The following is a 24,954-nucleotide window of genomic DNA, read 5'->3' on the forward strand; positions in this document are numbered from 1 at the left end:
AGCGGTTGCTCAGTGCGAGTGGCCGGGATGCCCGTGGCGCATTCAGCGGGGCCGTCCTGGTGCTTCCCCTGGCAGGCTTGGGGCTCGCCCCGGCATGGGCGGAGGATGAGGCGCCGCCGAGGCTCGATCCGGTCGAGATCACGGTGACGGCGCCGCGCCTGGCGACCCCGCTGGCGGATCTGCCGGCGGCGGTCAGCCGGGTCGACGAGCGCCAGGCCACCGAGGGGCGCCAGGGCCTGCAGCTGGACGAGGCGCTCAACCGTGTGCCGGGGCTGTTCGCGCAGAACCGCTACAACTTTGCCCAGGATGCGCGAATCTCGATCCGCGGGTTCGGTTCACGCGCCCCGTTCGGGGTGCGTGGACTGCGCATCCTGCAGGACGGGATCCCCGAGACCACGCCGGACGGGCAGTCGCAGGTGGATGCGATCGACCTGCTGAATCTGCGCGACATCGAGGTTCTGCGCGGGCCCAGCGCGGCGTTGTACGGCAATGCCTCCGGCGGCGTGATCGCTGCGCGCACCCGCGACGGGCGGGATCCGCGCGGCTTCGGCGGCGGGGTGCTGCTGGGCAGCTACGGTTATCGGCGCGCCGAAGCGGTGGCGGAGCAGAACCATGGGACCCACCGCTATTCCCTGACCGCACATGATTTCACCATCGACGGCTACCGCGAACAGTCCACCGCCGAGAAGCGCTATCTGCGCCTGCACACCACCTCGGAGCTGGACGCGGGTACGCTCAATTTCCATCTACGCTATCTGGACGCGCCGCGTACCGACGACCCCGGCGGTCTGACCCGCGAGGAGATGGAGACGAACCGGCGTGCCGCCGCGCCGCTGTCCACGGCGCTGGACAGCACCCAGTCCGCCGAACAGCTGACCACGGGCCTGCAATGGGAACAGCCCCTGGCCGGGGGTGAGCTGCGTCTGGGTGGCTTCTGGACCCAGCGCGACTATGCGCAGCAGTTGCCCTTCCCCGGGGATTCCCGCGTCGCCTACGAGCGCGATTTCTTTGGAGTCAATGCCCAGTACGAGCGCGATATCGGGCCGACCCGCGTGCTGACCGGTGTTGATCTGGAGGAGCAGCGCGACGACCGGACCCGGCGCTGTACCGACATTCAGGGAGCCGCGAACTGCCCGGGTGGCACGCCTTCGATCGGCGACCTGACGTTGGATCAGCGTGAACAGGCGCGCTCTCGCGGGGTATTTGTCCAGACCGATACCGCACTCGGGTCGGACTGGAACCTGGTGGCCGGCGCCCGTCACGATCGTATTCGCATGTCCATCGACGATCACTTCGTCGAGCGGTTTGACGACGGTAATGACGTCACGGACCGATCAGGCCGGCGGACCTTTGACGAGACCAGCGGCATGGCCGGGCTGATCTGGCACTTCCGGCCCGAGTATCGCGCCTACGTGAATGTGGCGACCAACTTCGAGACCCCGACCTTCACCGAGTTTGCCAATCCGGAGGGCGGAGGCGGCTTTAATCCCGAGGTCGACCCACAACGGGCGCGCAGTATCGAGGTCGGTATCCGGCGCGAGAATCCGCAGCTCTCCTGGGAGGCCTCGGTCTACGCTACCCGGGTGCGCGACGAGCTGTCGCCGTACCAGCTTGAAGGTCAGGGCGACCGGACGTTCTATACCAACGCCGGGCGCACGGCCCGCGATGGCGTTGAGCTAAGCGCAGACTGGCCGTTGAACCCACAGTGGACCCTGAGCGCCGCTGCAAGCCTCAATCGTTTCCGTTTTCGCGAGTTCGAGGATGCCGAGGGTGTTCGCCATGACGGCAACCGGATGCCGGGGCTGCCGCGCGAGCAGTTGTTCGTCGAGGCCGACTGGCGCGACGGCCCCTGGTTCGTGACCGTGGACGCGCTGCATGTGGGGTCGCGTTACGCGGACAACGCGAACACGGAGAAGGTGGGGCCGCAGACGACGCTGAACCTGCGCGCCGGCCGGTTCTGGCAGCAAGGCGATACCCGCGCCGAGGCCTTCGTCGCTGCCAATAACCTGCTGGATGGGGGCCACGTCGACAACATCCGGATCAATGCAAACTTTGGACGCTATTACGAACCCGCGCCGGGCCTGACGCTGATGGCGGGGGTGCGGATGTACTTCGGGCAATGAGCGGGGAGGGGGGCGGTGCGGTTCGCTGCGCTCACGGCACCCTACGATCTGCGGGTCCGGAAGCATCATCGTAGGATGCGCTGAGCGTAGCGAACCGCATCAACACACGTGTCCGACTAATCACGTCGCCCCGGTTCCTCCGGCGGCTGTCTTGGCTCGATCTCGTCCAACCGCCCCTGCTCGATCTTGCGCAGGGTCTCCGGGTCGGTCTCGTCGTCGTCCTCCCAGGAGGATCGGCGCGCCGGAGGTAACGGGTCACGCCGGTACAGGAGCCCGCCACAGACCGCGCCCACCACCGCGCCGAACAGGTGTGCCTCGAACGACACCTTGGGACCACTGGGGAACACGCCCCACAGCATGCTTCCGTAAAGGAACAGGATGATGATGGCGAGCGCGATGGACAGCGCATCGCGGCGGCGAATCCCGATCACGACCGCGAAGAACATCAGACCGTGGGTAAGGCCGGACGCCCCGATGTGCAGCCCCTCGCGGGCAAACAGCCACACGCCCAGTCCACCCATCAGCCAGATCAGCGGCACCGCCGTGCGCGTGGCCTGGGGAAAGCCGTAGAGGGTCAGCATGCCTAGCACCCAGAGGGTCGGGACATTGGCCAGCAGGTGGCCCCAGGAGCCGTGGATCAGCGGCGAGGTGATGATGCCCAGCACCCCGACCGCGTCGCGCGGGAGGATGCCCAGGCGTGACCAGTCACCGCCGGTCAGCTCCTGCAGCGCGTGGATCGCGATCAGGATGCCGGCCCCGAGCATGGGCCACATCAGGGCGCGCCGAATGCGCTCGCGTTCGGCCCTGGGATCGGTCGGGGGTGCCGGCCGGCGCAGATTCATCATGCGCCTAGCCTGCCACGCTCGGGCACGAGGTCCAATCTCTCTGGCTCCCGGGCGCAGCCCCTGGCACCGTCATTGCGAGGCCCCGCAGGGGCCGTGGCAACCTCCCAAAGCTGGCACCGAGTCGGGAGCCGGTGGTTCCGGATGGCGGTTACTCGCTCCGCACGCCCTTCGGGCCGGCCTGCGGCCGTTCAACCCAGCTCCGCTGCTTTTGTGCCGCGTCGCCTTCGGCTCCTCGCAATGACGGTGCCGAAGGCGAAAGGCGGGATTAGTGCCCGCCCGGCCCCAGGTCGGCGCCCTTGTCGTGCAGGGCGAGCTTGTCGTGGAGTTCGCCGCTCTCGCCGTGCGGGGCTTTCACGTCGACTTCCATGCCGTTGCGGCGGAACTTGCCGACCACCTTGTCGATCGCGGCCACGGCCGAGCTGTCCCACAGCGAGGCGCGGGTCAGGTCGATCTCGACGTTATGGATGCCTTCGCGGTAGTCAAAGCTGTCGATGAACTTGTCCACGGCGACGAAAAAGAGCTGGCCGCGCACGGTGTAGATGCGGGTCTTGCCGTCCTCCGACAGGTCACTCTTCACTTCCACCGCCTTGACCATCTTGCGTGCGAAGAAGATCGCGGCGAGCAGCACGCCGGCGAACACGCCCATCGACAGGTCGTGGGTGATCACGGTGACCGCGACGGTCACGATCAGCACCACGGCATCGGTGCGCGGCAGCTTGTGCAGCGTGGTCAGCGAGCCCCAGTCGAAGGTGGCGATGGAGACCATGATCATCACCGCGACCAGCGCGGCCATCGGGATGATGGAGACCAGATCGCCCAGCACCAGGATGAAGAACAGCAGGAACAGGCCGGCCGACAGGGTCGACAGCCGACCGAGACCGCCGGACTTGATGTTGATGACCGACTGGCCAATCATCGCGCAGCCGGCCATGCCGCCGAAGAAGCCGGTGACGATGTTGGCGATGCCCTGGCCCTGGGCTTCGCGGTTCTTGCCGGAGGGGGTGTCGGTCAGGTCATCGAGGATCGAGGCCGTCAGCAGCGACTCCAGCAGACCAACGATCGCCAGCGCGAAGGCGGTCGGGAAGATGATCTGCAGGGTCTCCAGGTTCCACGGGATGTCCGGGAACAGGAACACCGGCAGGCCGGAGGGCAGGTCGCCCATGTCACCGACTTCCAGCGTGGGCATGCCCATGTAGTAGACGACGGCGGTCAGCGCGATGATGGCGACCAGCGGTGGCGGCAGCAGTTTCGGGTAGCCCGGGATCATCGGCAGGCCGTAAAGGATGATCAGGCCGGCGGCGACCAGCGCCCACATGGTGGTGTCGCCGTCGACCAGGTAGGGCACCTGGGAGAGAAAGATCAGGATCGCCAGCGCGTTGACGAAGCCGACCAGCACGGTGCGCGGTATGAACATCATGTAGCGCGCGAGCTTGGCCCACGAGAACAGGAGCTGGATGAGCCCGGTCAGGATGGTGGCCGCCAGCAGGTACTGCAGCCCGTGCTCGGCCACCAGCGTGACCGTGAGCAGGGCCATCGCCCCGGTTGCCGCCGAGATCATTCCGGGCCGCCCGCCGGCGAAGGCGATCACCACCGCCATGGTGAACGAGGCGTACAGGCCCACGCTCGGGTCCACGCCGGCGATGATGGAGAAGGCAATGGCCTCGGGGATCAGAGCCAGCGCGACCACGATCCCGGCGATCAGGTCGCCGCGGACGTTGAAGAACCAGACCTTGCGCTGGCGGGACAGGAAGTCTTGTATGGTCTGCTGCACGTTGCGTTCCCCAATACCGGTGCGCGCCGAAGCCGACCAGGGTCGGGATCAACGGGTGAACGAACAGGTACCAGAGACTTTGGGAGGCGCGGATCCACGCGAAGGGTTGGATCGGCGTTTCCCCGGGAAGTAGCCGGGCCCGGTTGCCACCAGTGGATGGCGCGGTTGCAAGCGGTTCGGTGCCAGTACAGACTGAGAACCGCTCAGGAAAGGCGCGAAATTGTACCACTCTATTAGTCGGTTCTGAAGTTTTCATGACCCCGGGCGCGTACGCCGGGTCGGTTTCATGCGATCACAAAGGGGATCCCCATGCTGCAGCGCGTCATCATCGCCATCGACTTCTCGCCCGCTTCGGCCTCGGCCCTGGCGATTGCCCGCCAGCACTGCCCGGGGGCGAAGAAGCGGTTGCTCTATGTGATGAAGCCGTCGGACGTGGCCGGTCCCAGCTCTGCCGGTGCGTTCAGTGGTGCGGGCTCGTCGCCGCTGAACGCGAAGGACATGCGCAATGCTGCGGAGGAGAAGGTGCGTGCCCAGATGCAGGAGTGGGCCGAGGCAGACGACGACGTCGCCATCGCCGTGGGCAGCGCCCCCGAGGAAATCTCGCGCCACGCCGAGGAGTGGGGTGCGGACATGATCGTGATGGGGACCCGTGGGCGCAGCCAGATCTCCAACATGCTCTCCGGTTCTGCCACCGAGTGGCTGGTGCGCAATGCGCGCCTGCCGGTGCTGGTGGTGCACGACGTGCCGCTGTCCGACTCGATGAAGGAAAAGCTGCCGCCGGAAGGCGCCGTCGACTGAAGCGGCTCGCAGCCCTCCCGGCATGCAGAAGGCCCGCTTTCAGCGGGCCTTTCTCGTTCCTGCGGCATGCTCTCGCGATGACGGCTGGTCGGGCGTCAGCCCCCGGTCATGGACATGAAGCGCAGGACTTTCTCCGGGCGCTCGGAGAATTCGTGGCGTTCCGGCTTCAGGTTGATGGCCTGTACCACCAGGTCCTCCAGTTCCGAATCGGTGCAGCCCTCGCGCAGGTAGGGGCGCAGGTTCAGGCTGTGGTCGTTGCCGAGGCAGGTGTAGATGGTGCCGTCCACCGACAGGCGCACGCGGTTGCAGGTATCGCAGAAGTGCTGCGAGATCGGGGTGATGAAGCCGATGCGCACATCGGTATCCGGGATCTGCATGTAGCGCGCCGGGCCACCCCCGGGCATCACGCCGGGCACCAGGTTGTAACGCGGCTCCAGGCGGGCACGCACATCCTGCAGGTTCACGTAATGGCCCTCTTTCGCCTGGCGGCCCGTGTCGCCCATCGGCATGGTCTCGATGAAGCGCAGGGTGAAGCCGTGCTCGATGCAGAAGTCGACCATGTCCTCGACCTCCGGCTCGTTGATCCCGCCCATCACGACCATGTTGATCTTGATTGGGGCGAGGCCCGCGGCCTTGGAGGCCATCAGCCCGTCCAGCACCTTCTCCAGCTTGCCGCCGGTGATCTCCTTGAAGACCTCGGGCTTGAGCGAATCGAGGCTGACGTTGATCCGGTCGACGCCAGCATCCTTCAGCTCCTGCGCATGGCGCGCCATGCGCGTGGCGTTGGTGGACAGCGAGATATCGTCGATGCCGGGCAGGGCATTCAGGCGCGCGGCCAGATCCGGGAGGTTCTTGCGCACCAGGGGCTCGCCGCCGGTCAGGCGCACGCGACGGGTGCCGAGGCGACCGAAGGCGCCCATCACGCGCTCGATCTCCTCGAAGCTGAGCCAGTGTTCCGGCTCCTCGAAGTCGCGAAAGCCCTTGGGCATGCAGTAGAAACAGCGCAGATCGCAGCGATCGGTGACCGAGAGGCGCACGTATTCGATGCGGCGACCGAAGGCGTCGATCAGGGCGTTTCCTTCCGTGGGGGTGTCGGCGTGTTCCATTGGCGGGCCTGTGACGTCGAGTGGGGCGATATGTTCTGTGGTACACATCGTAGATCATTTTGCGGCCTTTGCCACCCGAACGTGCAAATCATCTGTGGATTCGGGTCACAATAAAAAAAATCTTCACCCGATAATTCTGGCTTATCCGCAAATAGAAAAGACTCGTTGGCAGAATGTGTCCGCTCCGTCCACAATGCGCGATGCATAACTGAACCGAGATCACGAGGTCGCCCCCATGAGCGCGTTGCCCGAATTCGAAAAGCACGGCGAGCAGGAGATCAAGTACACCACCTGCTACATGTGCGCCTGTCGTTGCGGTATCAAGGTTACCGTCCAGGACAACAAGGTCCGCTACATCCAGGGGAATCGGCACCACCCGATCAACAAGGGTGTGCTCTGCGCCAAGGGCAACGCGGGGATCATGAAGCAGCAGTCCCCGGCGCGCCTGCACCAGCCGATGCGCCGCAAGCCGGGCACCGAGCGCGGTGCTGGCGAGTTCGAGCCGATCTCCTGGGACGAGGCGCTGGACACCCTGTCCGCGCGCCTGCAGAAGATCCGCGAGACCGACCCGCGCAAGCTGGCGTTCTTCACCGGCCGTGACCAGATGCAGGCCCTGACCGGCCTGTGGGCAACCCAGTTCGGTACCTACAACTGGGCGGCCCACGGTGGCTTCTGCTCGGTGAACATGGCCGCCGGCGGCCTGTATACCACTGGCTTCGCCTTCTGGGAATTCGGCGACCCCGACTGGGATCGCACCAAGTACCACATGCTCTGGGGTGTGGCGGAAGACCATGCCTCCAACCCGATCAAGATCGGGCTGGAAAAGCTCAAGCGCAGCGGCGGCAAGTTCGTCGCGATCAACCCGGTGCGCACCGGCTACCAGGCGATCGCCGACGAGTGGGTGGGCATCAAGCCCGGCACCGACGGCCTGTTCGCGCTGTCGATGCTGCACGTGCTGCTGAAGAACGACCAGTTCGACTGGGACTTCCTGGTGCGCTACACCAACGCCACCCAGCTGGTGGTACAGACCCCGGGCCAGAAGGGCGACGGCCTGATCCTGCGTGACGAGGCCGGCAACCCGCAGGTCTGGGAACTGGAGAAGGAGGCCTTCGTCGACGGCAGCCAGGTCGACATCAAGCCGGCCCTGTTCGGTGAGTACACCGCCCCGGACGGCCGCCCGGTCAAGACCGTGATGACCCTGCTGGCCGAACGTTACCTGGCGGACGAGTATTCCCCGGAGAATACCGCCGCGGTGACCGGCATCCCGGCCGAGCAGACCGAGCGCCTGGCGCTGGAGATGGCCCACGTCGCGTTCAAGGAGACCATCGAGCTCGACATCGAGTGGACCGACTCCTGGGGCCGCAAGCACGACAAGGTGTTCGGGCGTCCGGTGTCCATGCACGCGATGCGCGGCATCTCCGCGCACTCCAATGGATTCCAGACCTGCCGCGCGATCCACCTGCTGCAGATCATGCTGGGCTCGGTGGACTGCCCCGGCGGTCACCTGGCCAAGCCGCCATATCCGAAGCACATCCCGCCGGGCATCAAGCCGGCCAAGGAATGCGCCCCGAACACCCCGCTGAAGAGCCCGCCGCTCGGTTTCCCGACCGCGCCGGAGGATCTGGTCATCGATGACGACGGCAACCCGCTGCGCATCGACAAGGCCTTCTCCTGGGATGCGCCGGTGTCCAACCACGGCATGATGCACATGGTGGTGACCAACGCGGTCAACGCCGACCCGTACCCGATCGACACCCTGATCTTCTTCATGGCGAACATGTCGTGGAACTCCACGATGAACACCGCCGAAGTGATGGACATGCTGCGGTCCAAGGACGAGAACGGCGAGTACAAGATCCCGTTCCTGGTGGTCTCGGATGCGTTCAATTCCGAGATGGTCAGCTTCGCCGACCTGGTGCTGCCGGATACCACCTATCTGGAACGCTACGACACCATCTCCATGCTCGACCGCCCGATCTCCGAGCCGGCCGCGGCGGCGGATTCCATCCGTCACCCGATCCTCGAGCCCGATCGCAACGTGCGGCCGTGGCAGGAGGTCATGGTCGAGCTGGCCGGGCGCCTGAAGTTCCCGGCGTTCACCAAGGACGATGGCAGCCGCAAGTTCTCGGACTACAAGGACTTCATCGTCAACTTCGAGAAGGAGCCGGGTATCGGCTTCCTGTCCGGCTATCGCGGCAAGGACGGCCAGAGCCACCTGCGCGGCGAGCCGAACCCGAAGCAGTGGGAGGCGTACATCGAGAACCAGGGGTTCTTCCTGTACCACCTGGCGCCGAATCAGCAGTTCTACCGCTACGCCAACAAGGACTACCTGGAGCTGGCCAAGCACGCCGGCTGGGTAGGCAAGACCGATCCGATCACGATCGAGATCTACTCCGAGACCCAGCAGCGCTTCAAGCTGGCCGGCCAGGGCCTGTACGACGGCCCGCAACCGACCAAGCAGGAGCACAAGGACCGGCTGACCCAGTACTTCGATCCGCTGCCCATCTGGCACAAGCCGCTGGAGCAGACCCGGATCGACGAGGACGAGTACCCGTTCTACGCGGTCAACCAGCGTCCGATGTTCATGTACCACTCCTGGGATTCGCAGAACGCCTGGCTGCGCCAGATCTGCGCCCAGAACTACCTGTACATGAACCGTCAGAAGGCGGAGTCCATGGGCATCGAGGATCTGTCCTGGGTGTGGCTGGAGTCGCACAACGGCAAGATTCGCGTGCAGGTCAAGCTGATCGAGGGCTGCGAGCCCAGCACCGTCTGGACCTGGAACGCCATCGGCAAGCAGAAGGGCGCCTGGGGCCTGAAGCCGGAGGCGAACGAGTCGCAGAAGGGCTTCCTGATGAATCACCTGATCAGCGAGCTGCTCCCGAAGAAGGGCGACCCGATCGACAACATCACCAACTCCGACCCGGTCACCGGGCAGGCCGCGTGGTACGACCTCAAGGTCAAGATCACCCCGGCCGGTCCCGACGAGCAGAGCGCCTGGCCGCAGTTCGACGAGGTGAAGGCCACGCCGGGCATGTCCGAATCGCCGGACCAGCTGCGCTACCACGCGCACAAGCCCGTGCACCTGAACCGCGACATCCGCGACGTGCTCACTCGCGGTTCGCTGGACGACGAGAAAAACTGATCCGGCCCGGTTCCGCGACGGCCTCAAGGCCATCGCGGGGCTTGCCCGCACGAACGATTTGAGGGAGTACCAACCATGCGACTTGGACTCGTAATCGACATGGACACCTGCGTGGGCTGCCATGCCTGCGCGGTGGCCTGCAAGCAGTGGAACACCAGCGGCACCACGGGTCCGCTGACCGACTATCGCCCCTACGGCGAGGACCCGAGCGGCGTGTGGTTCAACCGCATCCGCCACTACGAGGTCGGGGACTACCCCAACAACAAGACCGTCAACATCCCGATGTCCTGCATGCACTGCGAGCATGCCGACTGCGTGAATGTCTGCCCGACCGGCGCCTCCTACAAGCGTCCGGAAGACGGCATCGTGCTGGTCGATCAGGACAAGTGCATGGGCTGCAACTACTGCGCCTGGGCCTGCCCGTACGGCGCTCGCGAGCTCGACCGCGAAGACGGCGTGATGAAGAAGTGCACGCTTTGCGTGGACCGCATCTACGACGAGCAGCTGCCGCCGGAAGAGCGTCAGCCCGCCTGCGTCATCACCTGCCCGGCGCACGCGCGTTTCTTCGGCGACTTCGATGACGACGCCTCCGAGGTGAGCCGCCTGGTCCGCGAGCGTGGCGGCGTGAAGCAGATGCCCGAGCTTGGCTACAAGCCGGTCAACACCTATCTGCCGCCGCGGATCACCCGTTCCATCCCCACCGACGACGTGCGTGCCAACACGCTGATCACCTCGGTGAAGGACTGGGTCAACAAGATGGTGGCGCGCTAAGCGCGCCCGATCGGGGAGAGAAAACCATGCATCCGGCGTTTTCCGTCATTCTGTTTACTGTCATCTCCGGTGCGGGCTACGGCCTGTTCCTGTTGCTGGTGGCCTTCCATCTCGCGGGCATCGGTCCGGTCATGAGCCATGGCGAGCTGATCGCGCACGGGGTTGCGGCCCTGGGCATGATCACCGTCGGGCTCATGCTGTCCACGGGCCACCTGGCGAACAAGAAGAACGCCTGGCGTTCCTTCATGCGCTTCAAGACCTCCTGGCTCTCGCGCGAGGCGGTATTTGCCGTGCTGTTCTACCCGTTCGCCGCGATCTATGGCCTCGGCGTGCTGCTGCAGGGCCACGAAGTCGGTCCGTTGGCCGCAGTGGCTGGCGCCATCGCCGCCGTGCTGGCGGTGGTCACGCTGTTCTCCACCGGGATGATCTACGGCTGCCTGAAGACCATCCGCCAGTGGAACACCGCGCTGACCCCGGCGAACTACATCATGCTGGGCGTGGCCACCGGTGCCGTCGCCTTCGCCGCCATTGCCAGTGTGTTCGGCAACGCCACCGCGATGCATGCGGGCGTGGCCATCGTGCTGCTGCTGATCGCCGGCGTCCTCAAGGGGATCTACTACTTCTGGATCTCCCGCGTGACCGGCCCGACCATCAACACCGCCACCACCTTCAACCGCGCGACCGTGCGCTTGCTGGATACCGGGCATACCGCCGGTACCTTCCTGACCGACGAGTTTGGCTACGATGCAGGCAAGAACACCACCGACACCCTGAAGATGGGCGTGTTCCTGCTCGCGTTCGGTACCCCGATCCTGGTGTTCGCCGCGATCCTGTCCGGCGTGCCGGCCATCGTGGCCTGGCTCGGCCTGGTCGCGGCCCTGGCGGGTGTGATCATGGAGCGCTGGCTGTTCTTCGCCGAGGCCCGGCACGTCGTGCGCTTGTACCACGGGGACCAGCACACCTGAGCCCCGCTGGCTGAAGTGGCACATCGAACGCCCGCCTTGCGCGGGCGTTTTCATGGGCGGCCGTCGTGGCCGCTGGCCGGCGGGCGCGGATGTCTTACTCGCGCTGCTTGTCCTGGCGCATGCCGTGGATGATGTAATAGCCCACGTAGCCAAAGAAGGCCACGATCCCCAGCAGGGTGATGATGGTCAGAATGCCGATGGGCGACTGGAACATGATTTCGGTCAGCATGAGGGTTCTCCTGAGGTCTCGTTGCACCTCTGAAGCTAGCGCTGCCCCGGGCTGTCGAATTTGATCCAGATCAAGGCAGTAGCCGATCGCCCCGGCAACCCTGTGCATCCAGTTTCGTGATGCAACTACGCACGTTTGCTGCCAGTCGGCCTATCATTAGAGCGAGCTGATGCTATGGGTGGTGCGCCATTGCCGGTGCACTGCTGCGACGAGGTCCCTTTGAAACACTGGTACACCATTCAATGCAAACCCCGGGAAGAAGCCCGCGCCGAGGCGAATCTCGACCGCCAGGGGTATCGCACGTTCCGGCCGCTGATCCGCCGGCCCATTCGCCGCGGGGGGCGTCGCACCGCCGTCACCGAGTCCCTGTTTCCGCGCTACCTCTTCGCACAGCTTTGCGAGGTCGCAGAAAACTGGGCCCCAATTCGCTCCACGCGCGGCGTGCTTGGTTTGGTGCGCTTTGGCTCCAGCCCGGTGCCGGTTCCCGAGCCGGTCATCGAGGGGATCCGCCTGCGCCTGGACCCCGAGAGCGGCTGTCTCGATCTTACCCGTGACAGTGACTTCGCCCCGAAGCAGCCGGTCACCATCACGGATGGGCCGTTCCAGGGGCGCGAGGCCTTGTTTCTCGCCCGTACCGGAGAAGAGCGCGTGATCGTTCTCATGCAGATCATGAGCCAGTGTCAGCAGGTCGAGCTGCCGGCTGCGGCCGTGGGGCCTGTTGTCTGATCGGGCTGTGCGAGGGCAAGGCGGTCGTCTGCGATGTGCAGAGACTGGGGATTGTCCGGGTGGGACGGATCGGTTGTCCCGTTCAGCGGGCCTCGGCTGGAGAAGGGGCGTCCGGCCCCGGGATCCATCCGCATAACGAAGAAGGGCCCATACAATGGGCCCTTCTTCGTCGTCATGATGGCGCGCCCGGCAGGATTCGAACCTGCGACCCCTGCCTTCGGAGGGCAGTACTCTATCCAGCTGAGCTACGGGCGCAAGATCTGCAATGATACGGGCGCGAGCTTTGACGCGTCCAGCCATATTTGACCGCCACACTCGGTTTGTGGTCGTGGTTTGCATGATGCCCTATACTCTGCGCCCGATTTGCGCTTGATGCGCGAGGGCTTTCGAATAGCACACCACATGGCCGCTCAAGGCCGGGATCTCGGAGGGAGAGAAGTGGGAAATCAACCGATCAAGATGGACACCGGGAACAAGGTGTTGCTGTTTATTGCGTCCCTGGCCTTGCTGGGTACGGTCCTTTTCCTGGTGTCGCACCTGGCCGGCTGGCTTGCCGGCATGCAGGTGTCCCAGCCCGACACCGTGAGTGACGAGCGCGTCGCCCAGCGCATCGCGCCGATCGGTCAGGTGGTGTCCGGCCAGGTGGATAGCGCCGAGGAAGCCGCGGACCTGACCCCGGGCGACCTCTACTCGAACGTCTGCGCGGCCTGCCATGACACTGGTGTTTCCGGCGCCCCGTTCAAAGACGACACCGACGAGTGGAGCAATCGCCTGAACGACAAGGGCCTGGACACCCTGTTCGCCAACTCGATCAACGGCATCGGCGCCATGCCGGCGCGCGGTGGCGATCCCAGCCTGAGCGACGAGCAGATGCGCGACGTGGTCGCCTACATGCTGGACGAGGCCGGGGTCGATCACGACTACGAAGGCAGTGATAACGGCAATGGCGATTCCGCCGCCGAAGACGCTGCCGGGGGCGAAGAGCCGGTCGCCACTACCGAGACTGGCGAAGCGGCGGCCGAAGAAGAGGCCGAAGCGGTTGCCGCCATCGCGGTTGAAGATGGTGATGCGGAGCGCGGTCAGTCGCGTTACAACACCTGTGTTGCCTGCCACGGTGCCCAGGGTCAGGGTACCCCGGTGTTCCCGAAGCTGGCCGGTCGTGATGCCGACTACATTGCCGACAAGCTGGTGCGTTACCGCGCCGGCGAGACCGTTGGCGACCAGACCGCGCTGATGACGCCGAATGCGGCCAACCTGTCGGACGAGGACATCGCCGACCTGGCCGTCTACGTGGCGACCTTCGAAGACTGATCGTCCCCGTAGGAACGGCAGTACAAAACCCCGCCCAGGTATCGCCTGGGCGGGGTTTCTCTTTTGGTGCCTCCTATTGCGTGCGCCAGTGGTCCAGGGCGCGATAGCTCAGAGCCTCGGTCAGGTGCTGGGTCGCGATCGCCTTGGCGTCGTTGAGATCGGCAATGGAGCGCGCCACCCGCAGGATCCGGTGGTAGGCCCGCGCGGAGAGGCGGAAGCGTTCCGCAGCCTTGTCCAGCAGCTCCCGGTCAGCCGTGCCGAGGACGGCGTACCGGTCCAGGGCTGAGCCATCGAGTGCGCTGTTCAGTCCGTTCTGGCGCTCGCGCTGCACCTTGCGGGCCCGCGCGACGCGTTTCGCCACGGAGGCCGAGTCTTCGGATGCGTCGGCCGATCCGGCCAGGTCCCCGGGTGGGATGCGCGGGACCTCGATGGCCAGGTCAATCCGGTCGAGTAACGGTGCGGAAAGGCGCTTGCGGTGGCGGGCCCGCTGCTCCGGGGTGCATTCGCAGCGTTCGGCGAGGTCGCAATCGAAGCCCTGTGGGCAGGGGTTCATCGCACCGACCAGCTGGAAGCGGGCCGGAAACTCGGCCTGGCGGGCCGCGCGCGAGATGTGGATGACGCCACTCTCCAGCGGTTCGCGCAGTACGTCGAGCACCGAGCGGCTGAATTCGGTGAGTTCGTCGAGGAACAATACGCCCTGGTGCGCGAGTGAGATCTCGCCGGGGCGTGGTGTACTGCCGCCACCGACCAGCGCGACGCCCGAGGCGGTGTGGTGCGGGGACCGAAACGGACGCGCGCGCCAGTCCTGGCGCAGGTGCGAACTGCCGCGCAGGCTGTGGATGGCCGCGGTCTCCAGGGCTTCGGCCTCGTCCATTGGCGGCAGGATGCCGGGGATGCGCGCGGCCAGCATGGATTTGCCGCTCCCGGGTGGGCCGACCATCAGCAGGTGATGCCCGCCGGCGGCGGCGATCTCCAGAGCCCGGCGCGCCTGGTGCTGGCCGCGCACGTCGGCGAGGTCGGGGTGCGCGGGTGCGGACGGCTCGGGCGGTTGTGCCGGCACCAGGGCCTCGCGCCCCGCCAGCGCGGCGCAGACGGCGCTCAGGTGCGAGCCGGTGAGGACCCGGGCGCGGCTGGCGAGGGCCGCCTCCGCCCCATCCTCCGGGTTCACCACCAGCGCCCGCTCGGCGTCGGCTGCCGCAAGTCCGGCAGCCAGGGTGCCACCCACCGGGCGCAAGGTGCCGTCCAGTCCCAGCTCGCCAAGGAACTCGTGCCGGGCCAGCCCTGCCACCGGGATCTGCTGGCTGGCGGCCAGGATGCCCAGCGCAATGCCGAGATCGAAGCGACCGCCGTCCTTGGGCAGGTCGGCGGGGGCCAGGTTGACGGTGATGCGGCGCCGAGGGAATTCGAAGCCGCTGGTCTGGATCGCCGCGCGCACGCGGTCGCGGCTCTCGCGTACCGCGGCCTCGGGCAGGCCGACGATCTGGAAGGCGGGTAGCCCGTTGGCCAGGTGGGTCTCGATGGTGACCAGCGGGGCGTGAATGCCGTCGATGGCGCGGGCGTAGGCGATGGTGACGGGCATCCGTGCCCCTCCGTTCTGCCGCCCGGCTTCCGTGCCCGGCGGGTGGTTTCAGATGGTGGTTACTGCCCGGTCTCGTCGCTCGGGCGGGCTTCCAGCGCGGCGACCCGCGCCTCCAGCTCCGCCAGGCGTTCGCGGGTGCGTTCCAGCAGGGCCACCTGGATGTCGAAGTCCTCGCGCGTCACCAGGTCCATGCGTTCGAAGCCGCTTTGCAGCGACGAGCGGACCTGGCGCTGCACGTCCTCCTGCATGTGGCGTACCGACTCCGGCAGGCTTTCGGTGATGCGGCGGGCGAGGTCGTCGAAGCGTTTGGAATCGATCATGCTGCAGTCTCCTGGCGCAAATGCTCGGTTGGGACCAGTGTAGCGCGGCGGGACGGGGTCGCGGCTACTGCGATGCCGACCGGCCGCCGTCCACCGGGACCACCTGGCCGGTGATGTAGGGCGCGTCCAGCAGCAGGAAGCGCACGGTACGCGCGATGTCCTCCGGGGTGCCCTCGCGCTTGAGTGCGGTGCGTTCAATCATTGCCTCGTGGGTGCCAGTGTTTTCGGCCTCCTCGGGGGCGAGGATCGCGCCGGGGGCGACGCCGTTGACCCGCACGTCCGGCCCCAGCTCGCGGGCGTAGGCCTGGGTCAGGGCCCACAGCCCGGCCTTGGCCGCCGAGTACACCGGGTAGCCCTTGAGCGGGCGCAGCGCATGGATATCGACGATATTGACGATCGCGCCCTGCTGACGCTGCAACGCCGGATTGCAGGCCTGGGTGAGGAAAGTCGGGGCCTTCAGGTTGGACCCGATCAGGTCGTCCCAGCTCTGTGGGGTGATCTCGCCCACGGCGGTGGCGTAGAAGGTCGAGGCGTTGTTGACCAGGAAATCCAGGCGGCCCCAGGCCGCCTCGGCCTCGCGCGCCAGGCGTTCGATGGCCACCAGATCGAGGAGGTCGGCCTGCAGGGCGCGGGCGCTGTCCGGGCGCTCCGCGTTCAGTTCGGCGACGAGGTCTTCGGCATCCGTGCGCGAGCCGCGGTAGTGGATCAGTACCCGCAACCCGGCGGCGTGCAACCCGCGCGCGATGGTTGCGCCGACCCGCCGCGCGGCCCCGGTGACCAGCACCACCCGTGCCTCCCCGGACGTCGTGTCCATGCTGTCGGGTTGTACCTGCGCCACGCCTGCCCCCGGGTTGGTACCATTCGTCGTCATGATGCCGCCGAAACCTAGCACAAACGCCCCGGCCGATCCGGTGGCCGCCGATATCGCCCGGCGTCTGCACGCCTCCCTGCAACAGAGTGTCGTCGCCGGCGAGGGGTTCCTTCCGTTCGTCGATTACATGCAGGCCGCGCTGTATGCGCCGGGGCTTGGCTATTACGTGAACGGGGCGCACAAGCTGGGCGAGGGGGGCGATTTCGTCACCGCGCCGGAGCTGTCGCCCCTGTTCGGCGAGACCCTCGCGACCTGGCTGGCCCCGGTGTTGCGGGACGATCTGAACGGCACCGGCACACTGCTCGAATTCGGCGCCGGCAGCGGGCGGCTCGCGGGGGATGTGATCACCACGCTGCGCGAACTCGGGGTGGCGTGGGAGCGCTACTGGATCGTCGAGGTCAGTCCGGACCTGCGGGCGCGGCAGCAGGCCCACCTGGAGGCTGCGCTTGAACCCGCGGAGTACGCCCGGGTGGCGTGGCTGGATGCCCTGCCCGAGACCCCGTTGCGCGGTGTGGTGCTGGCCAACGAGGTGCTGGATGCCCTGCCGGTGGAGCTCTTCCGCTGGCGTGAAGGCCGGGTCTGGCAGGTCGGGATCACGACCGATGCCGCCGGCACCCTGAGCCTGGCCGAGCGCCCGGCCCCGCCCGGCCTCGCCGAGCCGGTGGCGCGGCTCCAGGCAGAGCATGGCCCGTGGCCCGAGGGCTACCTCTCCGAATGGCGCCCGGCCCAGGCCGCGTGGGTGACCGCGCTGGCCGACTTCCTGGAACAGGGGGTCGCCGTGATCGTGGACTATGGCTTTCCGCGCAGCGCCTACTACGCCCCGGAGCGTCACCAGGGGACGCTGGTGGGGTATTACCGCCAGCAGATGATCCAGGACCCGCTGGCCCATCCGGGCCTGATGGATCTGACCGCGAGCGTAGATTTCACCGGGGTTGCAGAGGCGGCGGACGCCGCGGGTCTCGACGTGCTGGCCTATGCTGCACAGGGCGAATTCCTGCTGGGGGCGGGGCTGCCAGGGCGTTTCGAGGCGCGCGTCGGCAGCGGCGAGGATGCCCGTGTGACCATGCAGGCCGCTCAGGCCGTGCGCATGCTGACGCTGCCCGGGGAGATGGGCGAGCGTTTTCAGGTGATGGCCCTGGGCCGCGATTGTGAACATCTGCCGCTGGACGGGATCCCGGATCGCCGGGGGCGACTGTGAGCGCTTGCCCCAACGCAATGGCGCGGACGCACAGGGGCTGCTTGGTGCGGCCCGTGAAACCCGGCATGCTTGCGCCATGATCGTACTGGGCATCGAGACTTCCTGCGACGAGACGGGCGTGGCGCTGATCGACGCGGACCGGGGCCTGCTTGCGCACCGGCTGTACAGCCAGACTGACCTGCACGCCGTCTACGGCGGCGTGGTGCCGGAGCTGGCCTCGCGCGATCATATCCAGCGGTTGCTGCCGCTGGTACGCGCGGTGCTGGACGAGGCGGGCGTGGACGGCCACGACCTGGATGCGGTGGTCTACACCGGTGGGCCGGGGTTGCTGGGGGCGCTCCTGACCGGGGCCTCGGTAGCGCGCTCCCTGGCCTGGGGCTGGGGCATCCCGGCGCTGGCCGTGCATCACCTGGAGGGCCACCTGCTGGCGCCGTTTCTGGAGGATACCGGGCTCGATTTCCCGTTCCTGGTGCTGCAGGTCTCCGGCGGGCATACCCAGTTGATTCATGCGCGTGCCCTGGGCGACTACGACCTGATCGGCGAGAGCATCGACGATGCGGCGGGCGAGGCCTTCGACAAGACCGCCAAGCTGCTGGGGCTGGGCTATCCGGGTGGGCCGGCGCTCGCGCGTCTGGCCGAGCAGGGGCGCTCGGACGCCCTGCGCCTGCCGCGCCCGATGCTCGACCGCCCGGGGCTGGACATGAGCTTCTCCGGTCTGAAGACCGCGGTGCTGACCGCATTGAAGAAACAGGTCTACCGGCCGGAGGATGTCGCCCGCGCCTTCGAGGAAGCGGTGACCGACACCCTGGTGGAGAAGACCCGGCGCGGCCTGGAGCAAACCGAGGCCCCGGCGCTGGTGGTCGCCGGTGGCGTGGCGGCCAACACGACATTGCGCGCCGGGCTCAAGGCCATGGCGCAGCGTCAGGGGGTGCCAGTGTATTTCCCGCGGCCCGAATTCTGCACCGACAACGGGGCGATGATCGCGCTGGCCGGGCTGCGGCGACTGCAGGCCGGCCAGGTGACGGAAACCGGGGCGCCGGTGGTGGCGGCGCGGGCGCGCTGGCCGCTGGCGGAGCTGGCGCCGCCCGCGGCGGCATGAAGGGGTCTGCGGATGGGGCTGCGATCTTGTAAACCCGTCCGCAGGCCGAAGGGTTACTCCTTTGGTGCCGCCGGGGCCTTGTCCTTCTGGCCGATCCGCGATTCCTCCCCGCGCATCAGGCGGCGGATGTTGCTGTCGTGACGGATGAACAGGATCACGCTCATCAGGGCCACGGCGGCACTGATCCAGTGGTCCATGCCCAGCAGGACCATGTACACCGGGGCCATGCCGGCGGCGACCAGGGCAGCCAGCGACGAATAGCGCCAGATGGCGGCAACGACCAGCCAGGTGAGCAGGACCAGGCCGCCGACCAGCGGGCTGATGGCGAGCATCACGCCCAGTGCGGTGGCCACGCCCTTGCCGCCCTGGAAGCGGTAGAACACCGGGAACACGTGCCCGAGGAAGGCGGCCAGGCCGATCAGGCCGATCGCCCAGCCGGGGAACAGGTCCAGTTGCAGGGCGACGAACACCGGCAGCCAGCCCTTGCCGACATCCCCGATGAGCGTGATGATGGCCGCCGTCTTGCCGCCCGAGCGCAGTACATTGGTGGCGCCGGGGTTCTTCGAGCCGGTGGTGCGCGGGTCCGGCAGGCGCAGCAGCTTGCTGACCAGAATGGCCGTGGAAAGCGATCCCAGTAGATACGCGATGATGATGCCGATTGTGATGCCCATGAGCGGTCAGCCTGCCTGCGCGGATTGGCGAGAGGATTCGACCGCACATGATACGCAAGCCGGTGGCCGCCGTTCAGGGCGCTGACGTGCCTGCCGCGCAATCGCAGGGCGGTGCTCCGACGCTGGTGCTCCTGCATGGCTGGGGCTTCTCCGGCGCGGTGTGGGCGCCGCTGCGGGCCGCGCTCCCGGGTGCGACACGAGTGCTGGCGCCAGACCTGCCCGGGCACGGGGCCGCCGGTGATGGCGAGATGCTGGCGGATGCCGAGCGCACCGCGGCGGCGTTGATCGCTTCGCTGCCAGCGGATGTCGAGTGTCCGGTGTGGGCGGGCTGGTCCCTGGGCGGTCTGGTCGCGCTGGCCGCCGCGCGCCAGTGGTCGGGGCCCCAGGGGCTGCTGCTGATCGGGGCCTCGCCGCGCTTTGCGAAGGCCGACGACTGGCCGGCGGCCCTGCCCCCGGCCGAGCTGGAAGATTTTCGTGCAGCCCTCGGGGGTGGTCGCCGGCGGCTGGAGCGCCGCCTGGCGATGCTCTGTGCACGTGGCAGCCAGGATGCCGCTTCGCTCGCCCGCCGGCTGGTGTTGCAGTTACAGGCCGCTCCAGCCTCGCCCGAGGGCCTGGAGGCCGGCCTCGCGCTACTGGAGGCGGCGGATCTTCGGTCCGTCTGGGCGGGCCTGGAGGTGCCGGCGGCGGCCTGGCTGGAGGCCGGCGATGCGCTGGTGCCGGCCGCCGTGGCGGACGACCTGCACAGGCTGCGACCCGCCAGTCGGGTCGTCCGCGGCGTGGGCGGCCACGCGGAGTGGTTCGCGCGCCCGCAATCCTTGGCCGGTTTGGTCGTCGAGTTCTTGAATCAGTGCAGCGCAGGGAAATCCGCATGAGCCGACCCGACAGTTTCGATCTCGACAAGGCGCGGGTCCGCGAGGCCTTCGCGCGGGCGGCCTCCACCTACGAGGAGCACGCAGTCCTGCAGCGCGAGGTGCAGGAGCGAATGCTGGGGCGGCTGGACTGGGTTCGCATGCAGCCGGAACAGGTTGTGGATCTCGGCTGCGGCATCGGCGAGGCCCTGGACCACTTGAGCCGCCGCTACCGCAAAGCCCGCCTGGCCGGGGTCGATTTCGCCCCGGAGATGGTCGCGCGGGCGCGCCGCCGCGGGCGCTGGCTGCGCCGGCCGCAGGTGGTCTGCGGCGATCTCGAGGCGCTGCCGCTGGCGGAGCAATCCTTCGATCTGGCGGTTTCCAGTTCCGCCCTGCAGTGGTGCGCCAGCCTGGATCAGGCCTTCATGGAGGTGCGGCGTATCCTGCGCCCGGGCGGGCTGTGGATGTTCACCACCTTCGGTCCTGACACCCTGCGTGAGCTGCGGGCCGCCTTCGCGACGGTGGACGGTGGGGCGGGGACGCATGTGAACGCCTTCATGGATATGCACGACATTGGCGATGCCCTGGTGCGCGCCGGGTTTGCCGATCCGGTGATGGACCAGGAGGCCCTGACCCTGACCTACCCGGATCTGACCGGGTTGATTCGTGACCTGCGCGGGGTTGGGGTGCGCAATGCCCTGTCGGGCCGGTCGCCGGGACTGTTCGGTCCGCGCCGCCTGGTTGCGGTGGCCGAGGCCTACGCGCGCGACTTCGGCGTGGAGGGTCGCCTTCCGGCAACCTGGGAGGTGGTCTACGGCCATGCCTGGGTGCCGGATGCCCCGCCGCCATCGCGCCCGGCGGGGCGGGTGATCCCGGTCCAGCCGATTCGTTGATCCAGATCAACGAATCGGCCCGGCGCCCTCTCGCCTGGAGGTGTATGACCGATGTATTATCGAAGCGGTCAAAAGTTCCGCCAATCGCACTCAATATCCGAGTGACACAGGCGGTATTGGTTTTTTGTGGGCCCGGAATGGGGTAGAGTTCACGCCCCCGAACCATCGGGACATCCGTGTTCCCCGCAGCAAGGTGGAAAAGTCATGTCACAAGCAGCCACTACGGCGGGTGCCGCACCCGCAGCGTCAGTCGCGACTTCCGAGCAGTACAACTACGCGATTATCAAGCGGTTTGCCATTGCCGCCGTCCTCTGGGGCGTGTTCGGGATGGCCGCCGGCGTCTGGATCGCCTCGCAACTGGCGTTCCCGTTCCTGAATTTCGATATCGCGCAGATCACCTTCGGGCGTTTCCGTCCGGTCCATACCACGGCCGTGATCTTCGGGTTCGGGGGTAACGCGCTGTTCGCCACCTCGTATTACGTGGTTCAGCGGACATGTCAGACCCGCTTGTGGAGTGATTCCATGGCGAGCTTCACCTTCTACGGGTGGAACCTGGCACTGATCCTTGGCGTGATCACCTACATGATGGGGATCACCCAGGGCCGCGAGTACGCCGAATTCAACTGGCAGATCGACATCATCATCCTGGTTGTCTGGGTGGCTTACTTCATGGTCTTCCTGATGACCCTGCTGCGCCGGAACCAGCCGCACATCTACGTGGCGAACTGGTTCTTCATGGCCTTCATCCTGGCGACCGCGCTGCTGCACGTCTTCAACAACATCCAGGTGCCGGTGGGTCTGTTCCACCCGCATTCCTACTCCATCTTCTCTGGGGTGCAGGATGCGATGACTCAGTGGTGGTACGGCCATAATGCGGTGGGCTTCTTCCTGACCGCGGCCTTCCTCGGGATGATGTACTACTTCGTGCCGAAGCAGGCCGGGCGTCCGATCTACTCGTACAAGCTGTCCATCATCCATTTCTGGGCGCTGGTCTTCCTGTACATGTGGGTGGGCGCGCACCACCTGCACTGGACGGCCCTGCCGGACTGGGTCTCCACCCTGGCGGCGACCTTCTCCATCCTGCTGCTGCTGCCTTCCTGGGGTGGCATGATCAACGGCATCATGACCCTGTCGGGCGCCTGGGATAAGCTGCGCACCGACCCGATCATGCTGTTCCTGATCACCGCGCTGGCGTTCTACGGCATGTCGACCTTCGAAGGTCCGATGATGTCGCTGAAGAGCGTGAACGCGCTGTCGCACTACACCGACTGGACCGTGGGCCACGTGCATTCCGGTGCGCTGGGCTGGGTGGCGATGATCACCTTCGGCTCCCTGTACCACCTGATGCCGCGTCTGTGGAACGTGAACCTGTACAGCCTGAAGCTGGTGTACGTGCACTTCTTCCTGGCGACCATCGGGATCGTGCTGTACATCACCGCGATGTGGGTGGCCGGTATCGGTCAGGGTCTGATGCTGCGTGCCTTCGACCAGTACGGGAACCTTGCCTACACCTTCACCGAGTCGGTGGTGTTCCTGCACAAGCCGTACGTGGTGCGCGCCATCGGTGGCGGGTTCTTCCTCGCCGGCATGCTGATCATGGCGTTCAACATCGCGATGACCGTTCGCTCGGGCATCAAGGCCGAGGCCCGCGAGGCCCAGGCTGCGTCCACCGAAGCCCGCACGGCCTGATTAGGGAGAGAATAGATCCATGAAGCATGAAAGCGTTGAAACCAATGCCGGCCTGCTGATCATCCTCACCCTTGCGGTGATCAGCGTCGGCGGCCTGGTCGAGATCGTGCCGTTGTTCTACATCGACGACACGATCGAGGAAGTGGACGGCGTGCGTCCCTACACCCCGCTGGAACAGCGTGGTCGCGACATCTACGTTCGCGAGGGCTGCTACACCTGCCACTCGCAGATGGTGCGTCCGTTCCGTGACGAGATGCTGCGCTACGGCCACTACTCGCTGGCGGCCGAGTCGCAGTACGACCATCCGTTCCAGTGGGGCTCCAAGCGCACCGGTCCGGACCTCGCCCGAGTTGGCGGCAAGTACTCCAACGAATGGCAGGTTCAGCACCTGATCAATCCGCAGTCGCTGGTACCGGAGTCGATCATGCCGGGCTACCCCTGGCTGGCGGAAACCCCGCTTGACTACTCCGATATCGACCGCCGGATGGTCGCGCTGAAGCGGGTCGGTGTGCCGTACTCGCTCACCGAAGAGGAATACGAGGCCAACGTCGAGCGCTTCGGCGAAGAACACGCCCGGATGTTCGATATCCGTGACGCCGAGGACAACCTGGTTCGCCAGGCCCAGGCGGGGAACTTCGACGGCAACCCCGGGACGGTCACCGAGATGGATGCAATCGTCGCCTATCTCCAGGTGCTCGGGACCATGGTCGACTTCAGCGAATACGACGACGGACACTTTGCCGAGTTCCGGTAAGGAGGAGCGGGTGCGAACATGATGGGACTGTGGGAATGGATCACGGACATGGGCAATAGCAAGATGGTCGCCCTGTTGCTCTTCATGGGCACCTTTATCGGGGTCGTGATCTTCCTGTTCGCCAACCGTCAGCGCGCCCGGAAGTTCGAGACGTATCGCTATATTCCTCTGGATGACGATGATTCACATCGGGAGCCCGTGGCCCGGCGTGACAAAACCAAGAGTGACGAGCAATGAGCACACAGGACAACCGCGAAAAGGACCCGAACCAGGTCGAGACCACTGGGCACGTCTGGGACGGGAACCTCCAGGAATACAACAACCCGCTCCCGCGCTGGTGGCTGTGGGGTTTCTACGCCACGATCGTGTTTGCCGTGGTGTACTGGCTGATCTACCCGGCCTGGCCGATCGGTGACAGCTTTACCAAGGGCTTCAACACCATCACCTTCGAGCAGGGTGGCGAAGAGCGCACGATGCACTGGAACACCCGTGCGCTGCTGGCCAAGGACATGCAGACCGGCACCTACGCGGTGCGTCAGCGCGAGATGCTTGAACAGGTGGCGGCCCAGGATTACGAAACCATCCTGCAGGACGCCGAGAGCATGAGCTTCGTCAACGCCTACGCCCAGGGTTCCTTCGGCACCTGGTGTGCCGCCTGCCATCAGGTTGGCGGTGCCGGCGTGGTCGGGCAGTACCCGAACCTGCGCAACGACCACTGGAAGTGGGGTGGCACCGTGGAGCAGATCGAGGAAACCCTGCACCAGGGTCGCCTGGGCTACATGCCGGGCTACCGCGACACCCTCGACGGCGACCAGCTCAACCAGGTCGCAGCGTACGTGCTGTCGCTCAACGGCTACAGCGTCGACCAAGGTGAAGCGGACGCCGGCGAACGCATTTTCACCGGTACCGACGGCGGCTGCTTCCAGTGTCACGCCATGGATGGCCAGGGTCTGGCGTCCCAGGGGGCTCCCAACCTGACCAATGATCTCTGGGGTCTGGTGGACGTGCGCGGTGCGGAAAGCGATAGCGAGCGCCAGCGTCTGGTGGCGAACTTCATTCGCAACGGCGCCCAGCGCGAGATGCCTGCGTTCGGGGACCGTCTGTCCGATGCCGAGATCAAGATGCTGACGGCCTACGTGCATTCGTTGGGTGGCGGGCAGTAAGCGCGAATCTGTTGACCGTATGGTGAGCCCCGGGGCCGGGCGCTCGCCGCGATAACTACAGGGGTGCCCGCCGGGTTGT

The 24,954-nt window shown here is 66.4% G+C and carries 23 protein-coding genes and 1 tRNA gene; 15 read left to right on the forward strand and 9 right to left on the reverse strand.

The features are described 5' to 3' along the window. Positions 1 to 59 precede the first annotated feature (59 nt). Positions 60 to 2,123, forward strand: a complete 2,064-nt coding sequence (locus tag F622_RS0107085; protein ID WP_369773123.1) for a TonB-dependent receptor family protein — start codon at positions 60 to 62, stop codon at positions 2,121 to 2,123. 116 nt (positions 2,124 to 2,239) lie between these two features. On the opposite strand, the gene F622_RS0107090 is transcribed toward F622_RS0107085, so the two are convergent. Together F622_RS0107090 and F622_RS0107095 are read right to left on the reverse strand one after the other, a co-directional pair. Continuing rightward, positions 2,240 to 2,968 (reverse strand): rhomboid family intramembrane serine protease, encoded by a 729-nt coding sequence (locus F622_RS0107090; RefSeq protein ID WP_012981436.1) that lies wholly within the window; start codon positions 2,966 to 2,968, stop codon positions 2,240 to 2,242. A gap of 265 nt (positions 2,969 to 3,233) precedes the next feature. Continuing rightward, positions 3,234 to 4,739, reverse strand: coding sequence for a SulP family inorganic anion transporter (locus F622_RS0107095; protein ID WP_018950938.1), 1,506 nt, complete (start codon positions 4,737 to 4,739; stop codon positions 3,234 to 3,236). A 309-nt stretch (positions 4,740 to 5,048) separates the two neighbouring features. Between F622_RS0107095 and F622_RS0107100 the strand changes: the two genes are divergently transcribed. Beyond that, the gene (locus F622_RS0107100; protein WP_018145067.1) at positions 5,049 to 5,537 is read left to right on the forward strand and encodes a universal stress protein; all 489 of its coding nucleotides are present in this window, start codon (positions 5,049 to 5,051) and stop codon (positions 5,535 to 5,537) included. A gap of 95 nt (positions 5,538 to 5,632) precedes the next feature. Here F622_RS0107100 and moaA read toward each other — a convergent pair whose 3' ends face one another. Next, entirely contained in the window at positions 5,633 to 6,643 is a 1,011-nt protein-coding gene (gene moaA / locus F622_RS0107105; protein WP_018168892.1) for a GTP 3',8-cyclase MoaA, read from the reverse strand. Between the two features lie 235 nt (positions 6,644 to 6,878). On the opposite strand from moaA, the gene F622_RS0107110 reads away from it, so the two are divergent. From F622_RS0107110 to F622_RS0107120, 3 genes are all read left to right on the forward strand, one after another. After that, entirely contained in the window at positions 6,879 to 9,788 is a 2,910-nt protein-coding gene (locus F622_RS0107110) for a molybdopterin oxidoreductase family protein (RefSeq protein ID WP_018168893.1), read from the forward strand. 75 nt (positions 9,789 to 9,863) lie between these two features. After that, entirely contained in the window at positions 9,864 to 10,559 is a 696-nt protein-coding gene (locus tag F622_RS0107115; protein ID WP_038032074.1) for a 4Fe-4S dicluster domain-containing protein, read from the forward strand. Positions 10,560 to 10,585: 26 nt separating this feature from the next. Further along, positions 10,586 to 11,524: a DmsC/YnfH family molybdoenzyme membrane anchor subunit gene (locus F622_RS0107120; protein WP_018937429.1), complete on the forward strand. Its 939-nt coding sequence runs from the start codon at positions 10,586 to 10,588 to the stop codon at positions 11,522 to 11,524. A 94-nt stretch (positions 11,525 to 11,618) separates the two neighbouring features. On the opposite strand, the gene F622_RS14255 is transcribed toward F622_RS0107120, so the two are convergent. Then, a complete protein-coding gene (locus tag F622_RS14255) occupies positions 11,619 to 11,753 on the reverse strand; it encodes a hypothetical protein (RefSeq protein WP_018937428.1) in 135 nt (44 codons plus the stop codon). Between the two features lie 174 nt (positions 11,754 to 11,927). Here F622_RS14255 and rfaH point away from each other — a divergent pair, with 174 nt between their 5' ends. Further along, on the forward strand, positions 11,928 to 12,479 hold the full coding sequence (gene rfaH / locus F622_RS0107130) for a transcription/translation regulatory transformer protein RfaH (protein WP_019571581.1): 552 nt from the start codon (positions 11,928 to 11,930) through the stop codon (positions 12,477 to 12,479). Positions 12,480 to 12,657: 178 nt separating this feature from the next. Here the strand turns inward: rfaH and F622_RS0107135 are convergent. After that, positions 12,658 to 12,734 (reverse strand) — tRNA-Arg (locus F622_RS0107135). A 183-nt stretch (positions 12,735 to 12,917) separates the two neighbouring features. On the opposite strand from F622_RS0107135, the gene F622_RS0107140 reads away from it, so the two are divergent. After that, on the forward strand, positions 12,918 to 13,790 hold the full coding sequence (locus tag F622_RS0107140) for a c-type cytochrome (RefSeq protein ID WP_019571582.1): 873 nt from the start codon (positions 12,918 to 12,920) through the stop codon (positions 13,788 to 13,790). Positions 13,791 to 13,863: 73 nt separating this feature from the next. Here F622_RS0107140 and F622_RS0107145 read toward each other — a convergent pair whose 3' ends face one another. From F622_RS0107145 to F622_RS0107155, 3 genes are all read right to left on the reverse strand, one after another. Continuing rightward, on the reverse strand, positions 13,864 to 15,369 hold the full coding sequence (locus F622_RS0107145; protein ID WP_019567466.1) for a YifB family Mg chelatase-like AAA ATPase: 1,506 nt from the start codon (positions 15,367 to 15,369) through the stop codon (positions 13,864 to 13,866). 59 nt (positions 15,370 to 15,428) lie between these two features. After that, positions 15,429 to 15,689, reverse strand: a complete 261-nt coding sequence (locus F622_RS0107150; protein WP_018145076.1) for an accessory factor UbiK family protein — start codon at positions 15,687 to 15,689, stop codon at positions 15,429 to 15,431. Positions 15,690 to 15,753: 64 nt separating this feature from the next. Further along, on the reverse strand, positions 15,754 to 16,476 hold the full coding sequence (locus tag F622_RS0107155) for a pteridine reductase (protein WP_026331549.1): 723 nt from the start codon (positions 16,474 to 16,476) through the stop codon (positions 15,754 to 15,756). Positions 16,477 to 16,558: 82 nt separating this feature from the next. Here F622_RS0107155 and F622_RS0107160 point away from each other — a divergent pair, with 82 nt between their 5' ends. Both F622_RS0107160 and tsaD read left to right on the forward strand, forming a co-directional pair. Continuing rightward, positions 16,559 to 17,758, forward strand: coding sequence for a class I SAM-dependent methyltransferase (locus F622_RS0107160; RefSeq protein ID WP_038039532.1), 1,200 nt, complete (start codon positions 16,559 to 16,561; stop codon positions 17,756 to 17,758). A 76-nt stretch (positions 17,759 to 17,834) separates the two neighbouring features. Beyond that, the gene (tsaD, locus tag F622_RS0107165) at positions 17,835 to 18,857 is read left to right on the forward strand and encodes a tRNA (adenosine(37)-N6)-threonylcarbamoyltransferase complex transferase subunit TsaD (protein WP_019571584.1); all 1,023 of its coding nucleotides are present in this window, start codon (positions 17,835 to 17,837) and stop codon (positions 18,855 to 18,857) included. 53 nt (positions 18,858 to 18,910) lie between these two features. On the opposite strand, the gene plsY is transcribed toward tsaD, so the two are convergent. Further along, positions 18,911 to 19,528, reverse strand: coding sequence for a glycerol-3-phosphate 1-O-acyltransferase PlsY (plsY, locus tag F622_RS0107170; protein ID WP_018168903.1), 618 nt, complete (start codon positions 19,526 to 19,528; stop codon positions 18,911 to 18,913). Positions 19,529 to 19,575: 47 nt separating this feature from the next. On the opposite strand from plsY, the gene F622_RS0107175 reads away from it, so the two are divergent. From F622_RS0107175 to ccoP, 6 genes are all read left to right on the forward strand, one after another. Then, the gene (locus F622_RS0107175) at positions 19,576 to 20,400 is read left to right on the forward strand and encodes an alpha/beta fold hydrolase (protein ID WP_019571585.1); all 825 of its coding nucleotides are present in this window, start codon (positions 19,576 to 19,578) and stop codon (positions 20,398 to 20,400) included. Further along, positions 20,397 to 21,269, forward strand: a complete 873-nt coding sequence (gene bioC / locus F622_RS0107180) for a malonyl-ACP O-methyltransferase BioC (protein WP_018168905.1) — start codon at positions 20,397 to 20,399, stop codon at positions 21,267 to 21,269. The genes F622_RS0107175 and bioC overlap by 4 nt, the downstream gene beginning before the upstream one ends. Positions 21,270 to 21,473: 204 nt before the next feature. Then, complete coding sequence (gene ccoN / locus F622_RS0107185) at positions 21,474 to 22,958, forward strand: cytochrome-c oxidase, cbb3-type subunit I (RefSeq protein ID WP_018168906.1); 1,485 nt, start codon at positions 21,474 to 21,476, stop codon at positions 22,956 to 22,958. A gap of 19 nt (positions 22,959 to 22,977) precedes the next feature. Then, positions 22,978 to 23,712 (forward strand): cytochrome-c oxidase, cbb3-type subunit II, encoded by a 735-nt coding sequence (gene ccoO / locus F622_RS0107190; RefSeq protein WP_018937419.1) that lies wholly within the window; start codon positions 22,978 to 22,980, stop codon positions 23,710 to 23,712. An 18-nt stretch (positions 23,713 to 23,730) separates the two neighbouring features. Further along, positions 23,731 to 23,949, forward strand: coding sequence for a cbb3-type cytochrome c oxidase subunit 3 (locus F622_RS0107195; protein ID WP_018145085.1), 219 nt, complete (start codon positions 23,731 to 23,733; stop codon positions 23,947 to 23,949). After that, positions 23,946 to 24,875: a cytochrome-c oxidase, cbb3-type subunit III gene (gene ccoP, locus F622_RS0107200; protein WP_018937418.1), complete on the forward strand. Its 930-nt coding sequence runs from the start codon at positions 23,946 to 23,948 to the stop codon at positions 24,873 to 24,875. The genes F622_RS0107195 and ccoP overlap by 4 nt, the downstream gene beginning before the upstream one ends. Positions 24,876 to 24,954 lie beyond the last annotated feature (79 nt).

Origin of the sequence: Thioalkalivibrio sp. ALMg3, from assembly GCF_000381225.1 — a bacterium.
GTDB classification, from domain to species: domain Bacteria; phylum Pseudomonadota; class Gammaproteobacteria; order Ectothiorhodospirales; family Ectothiorhodospiraceae; genus Thioalkalivibrio; species Thioalkalivibrio versutus.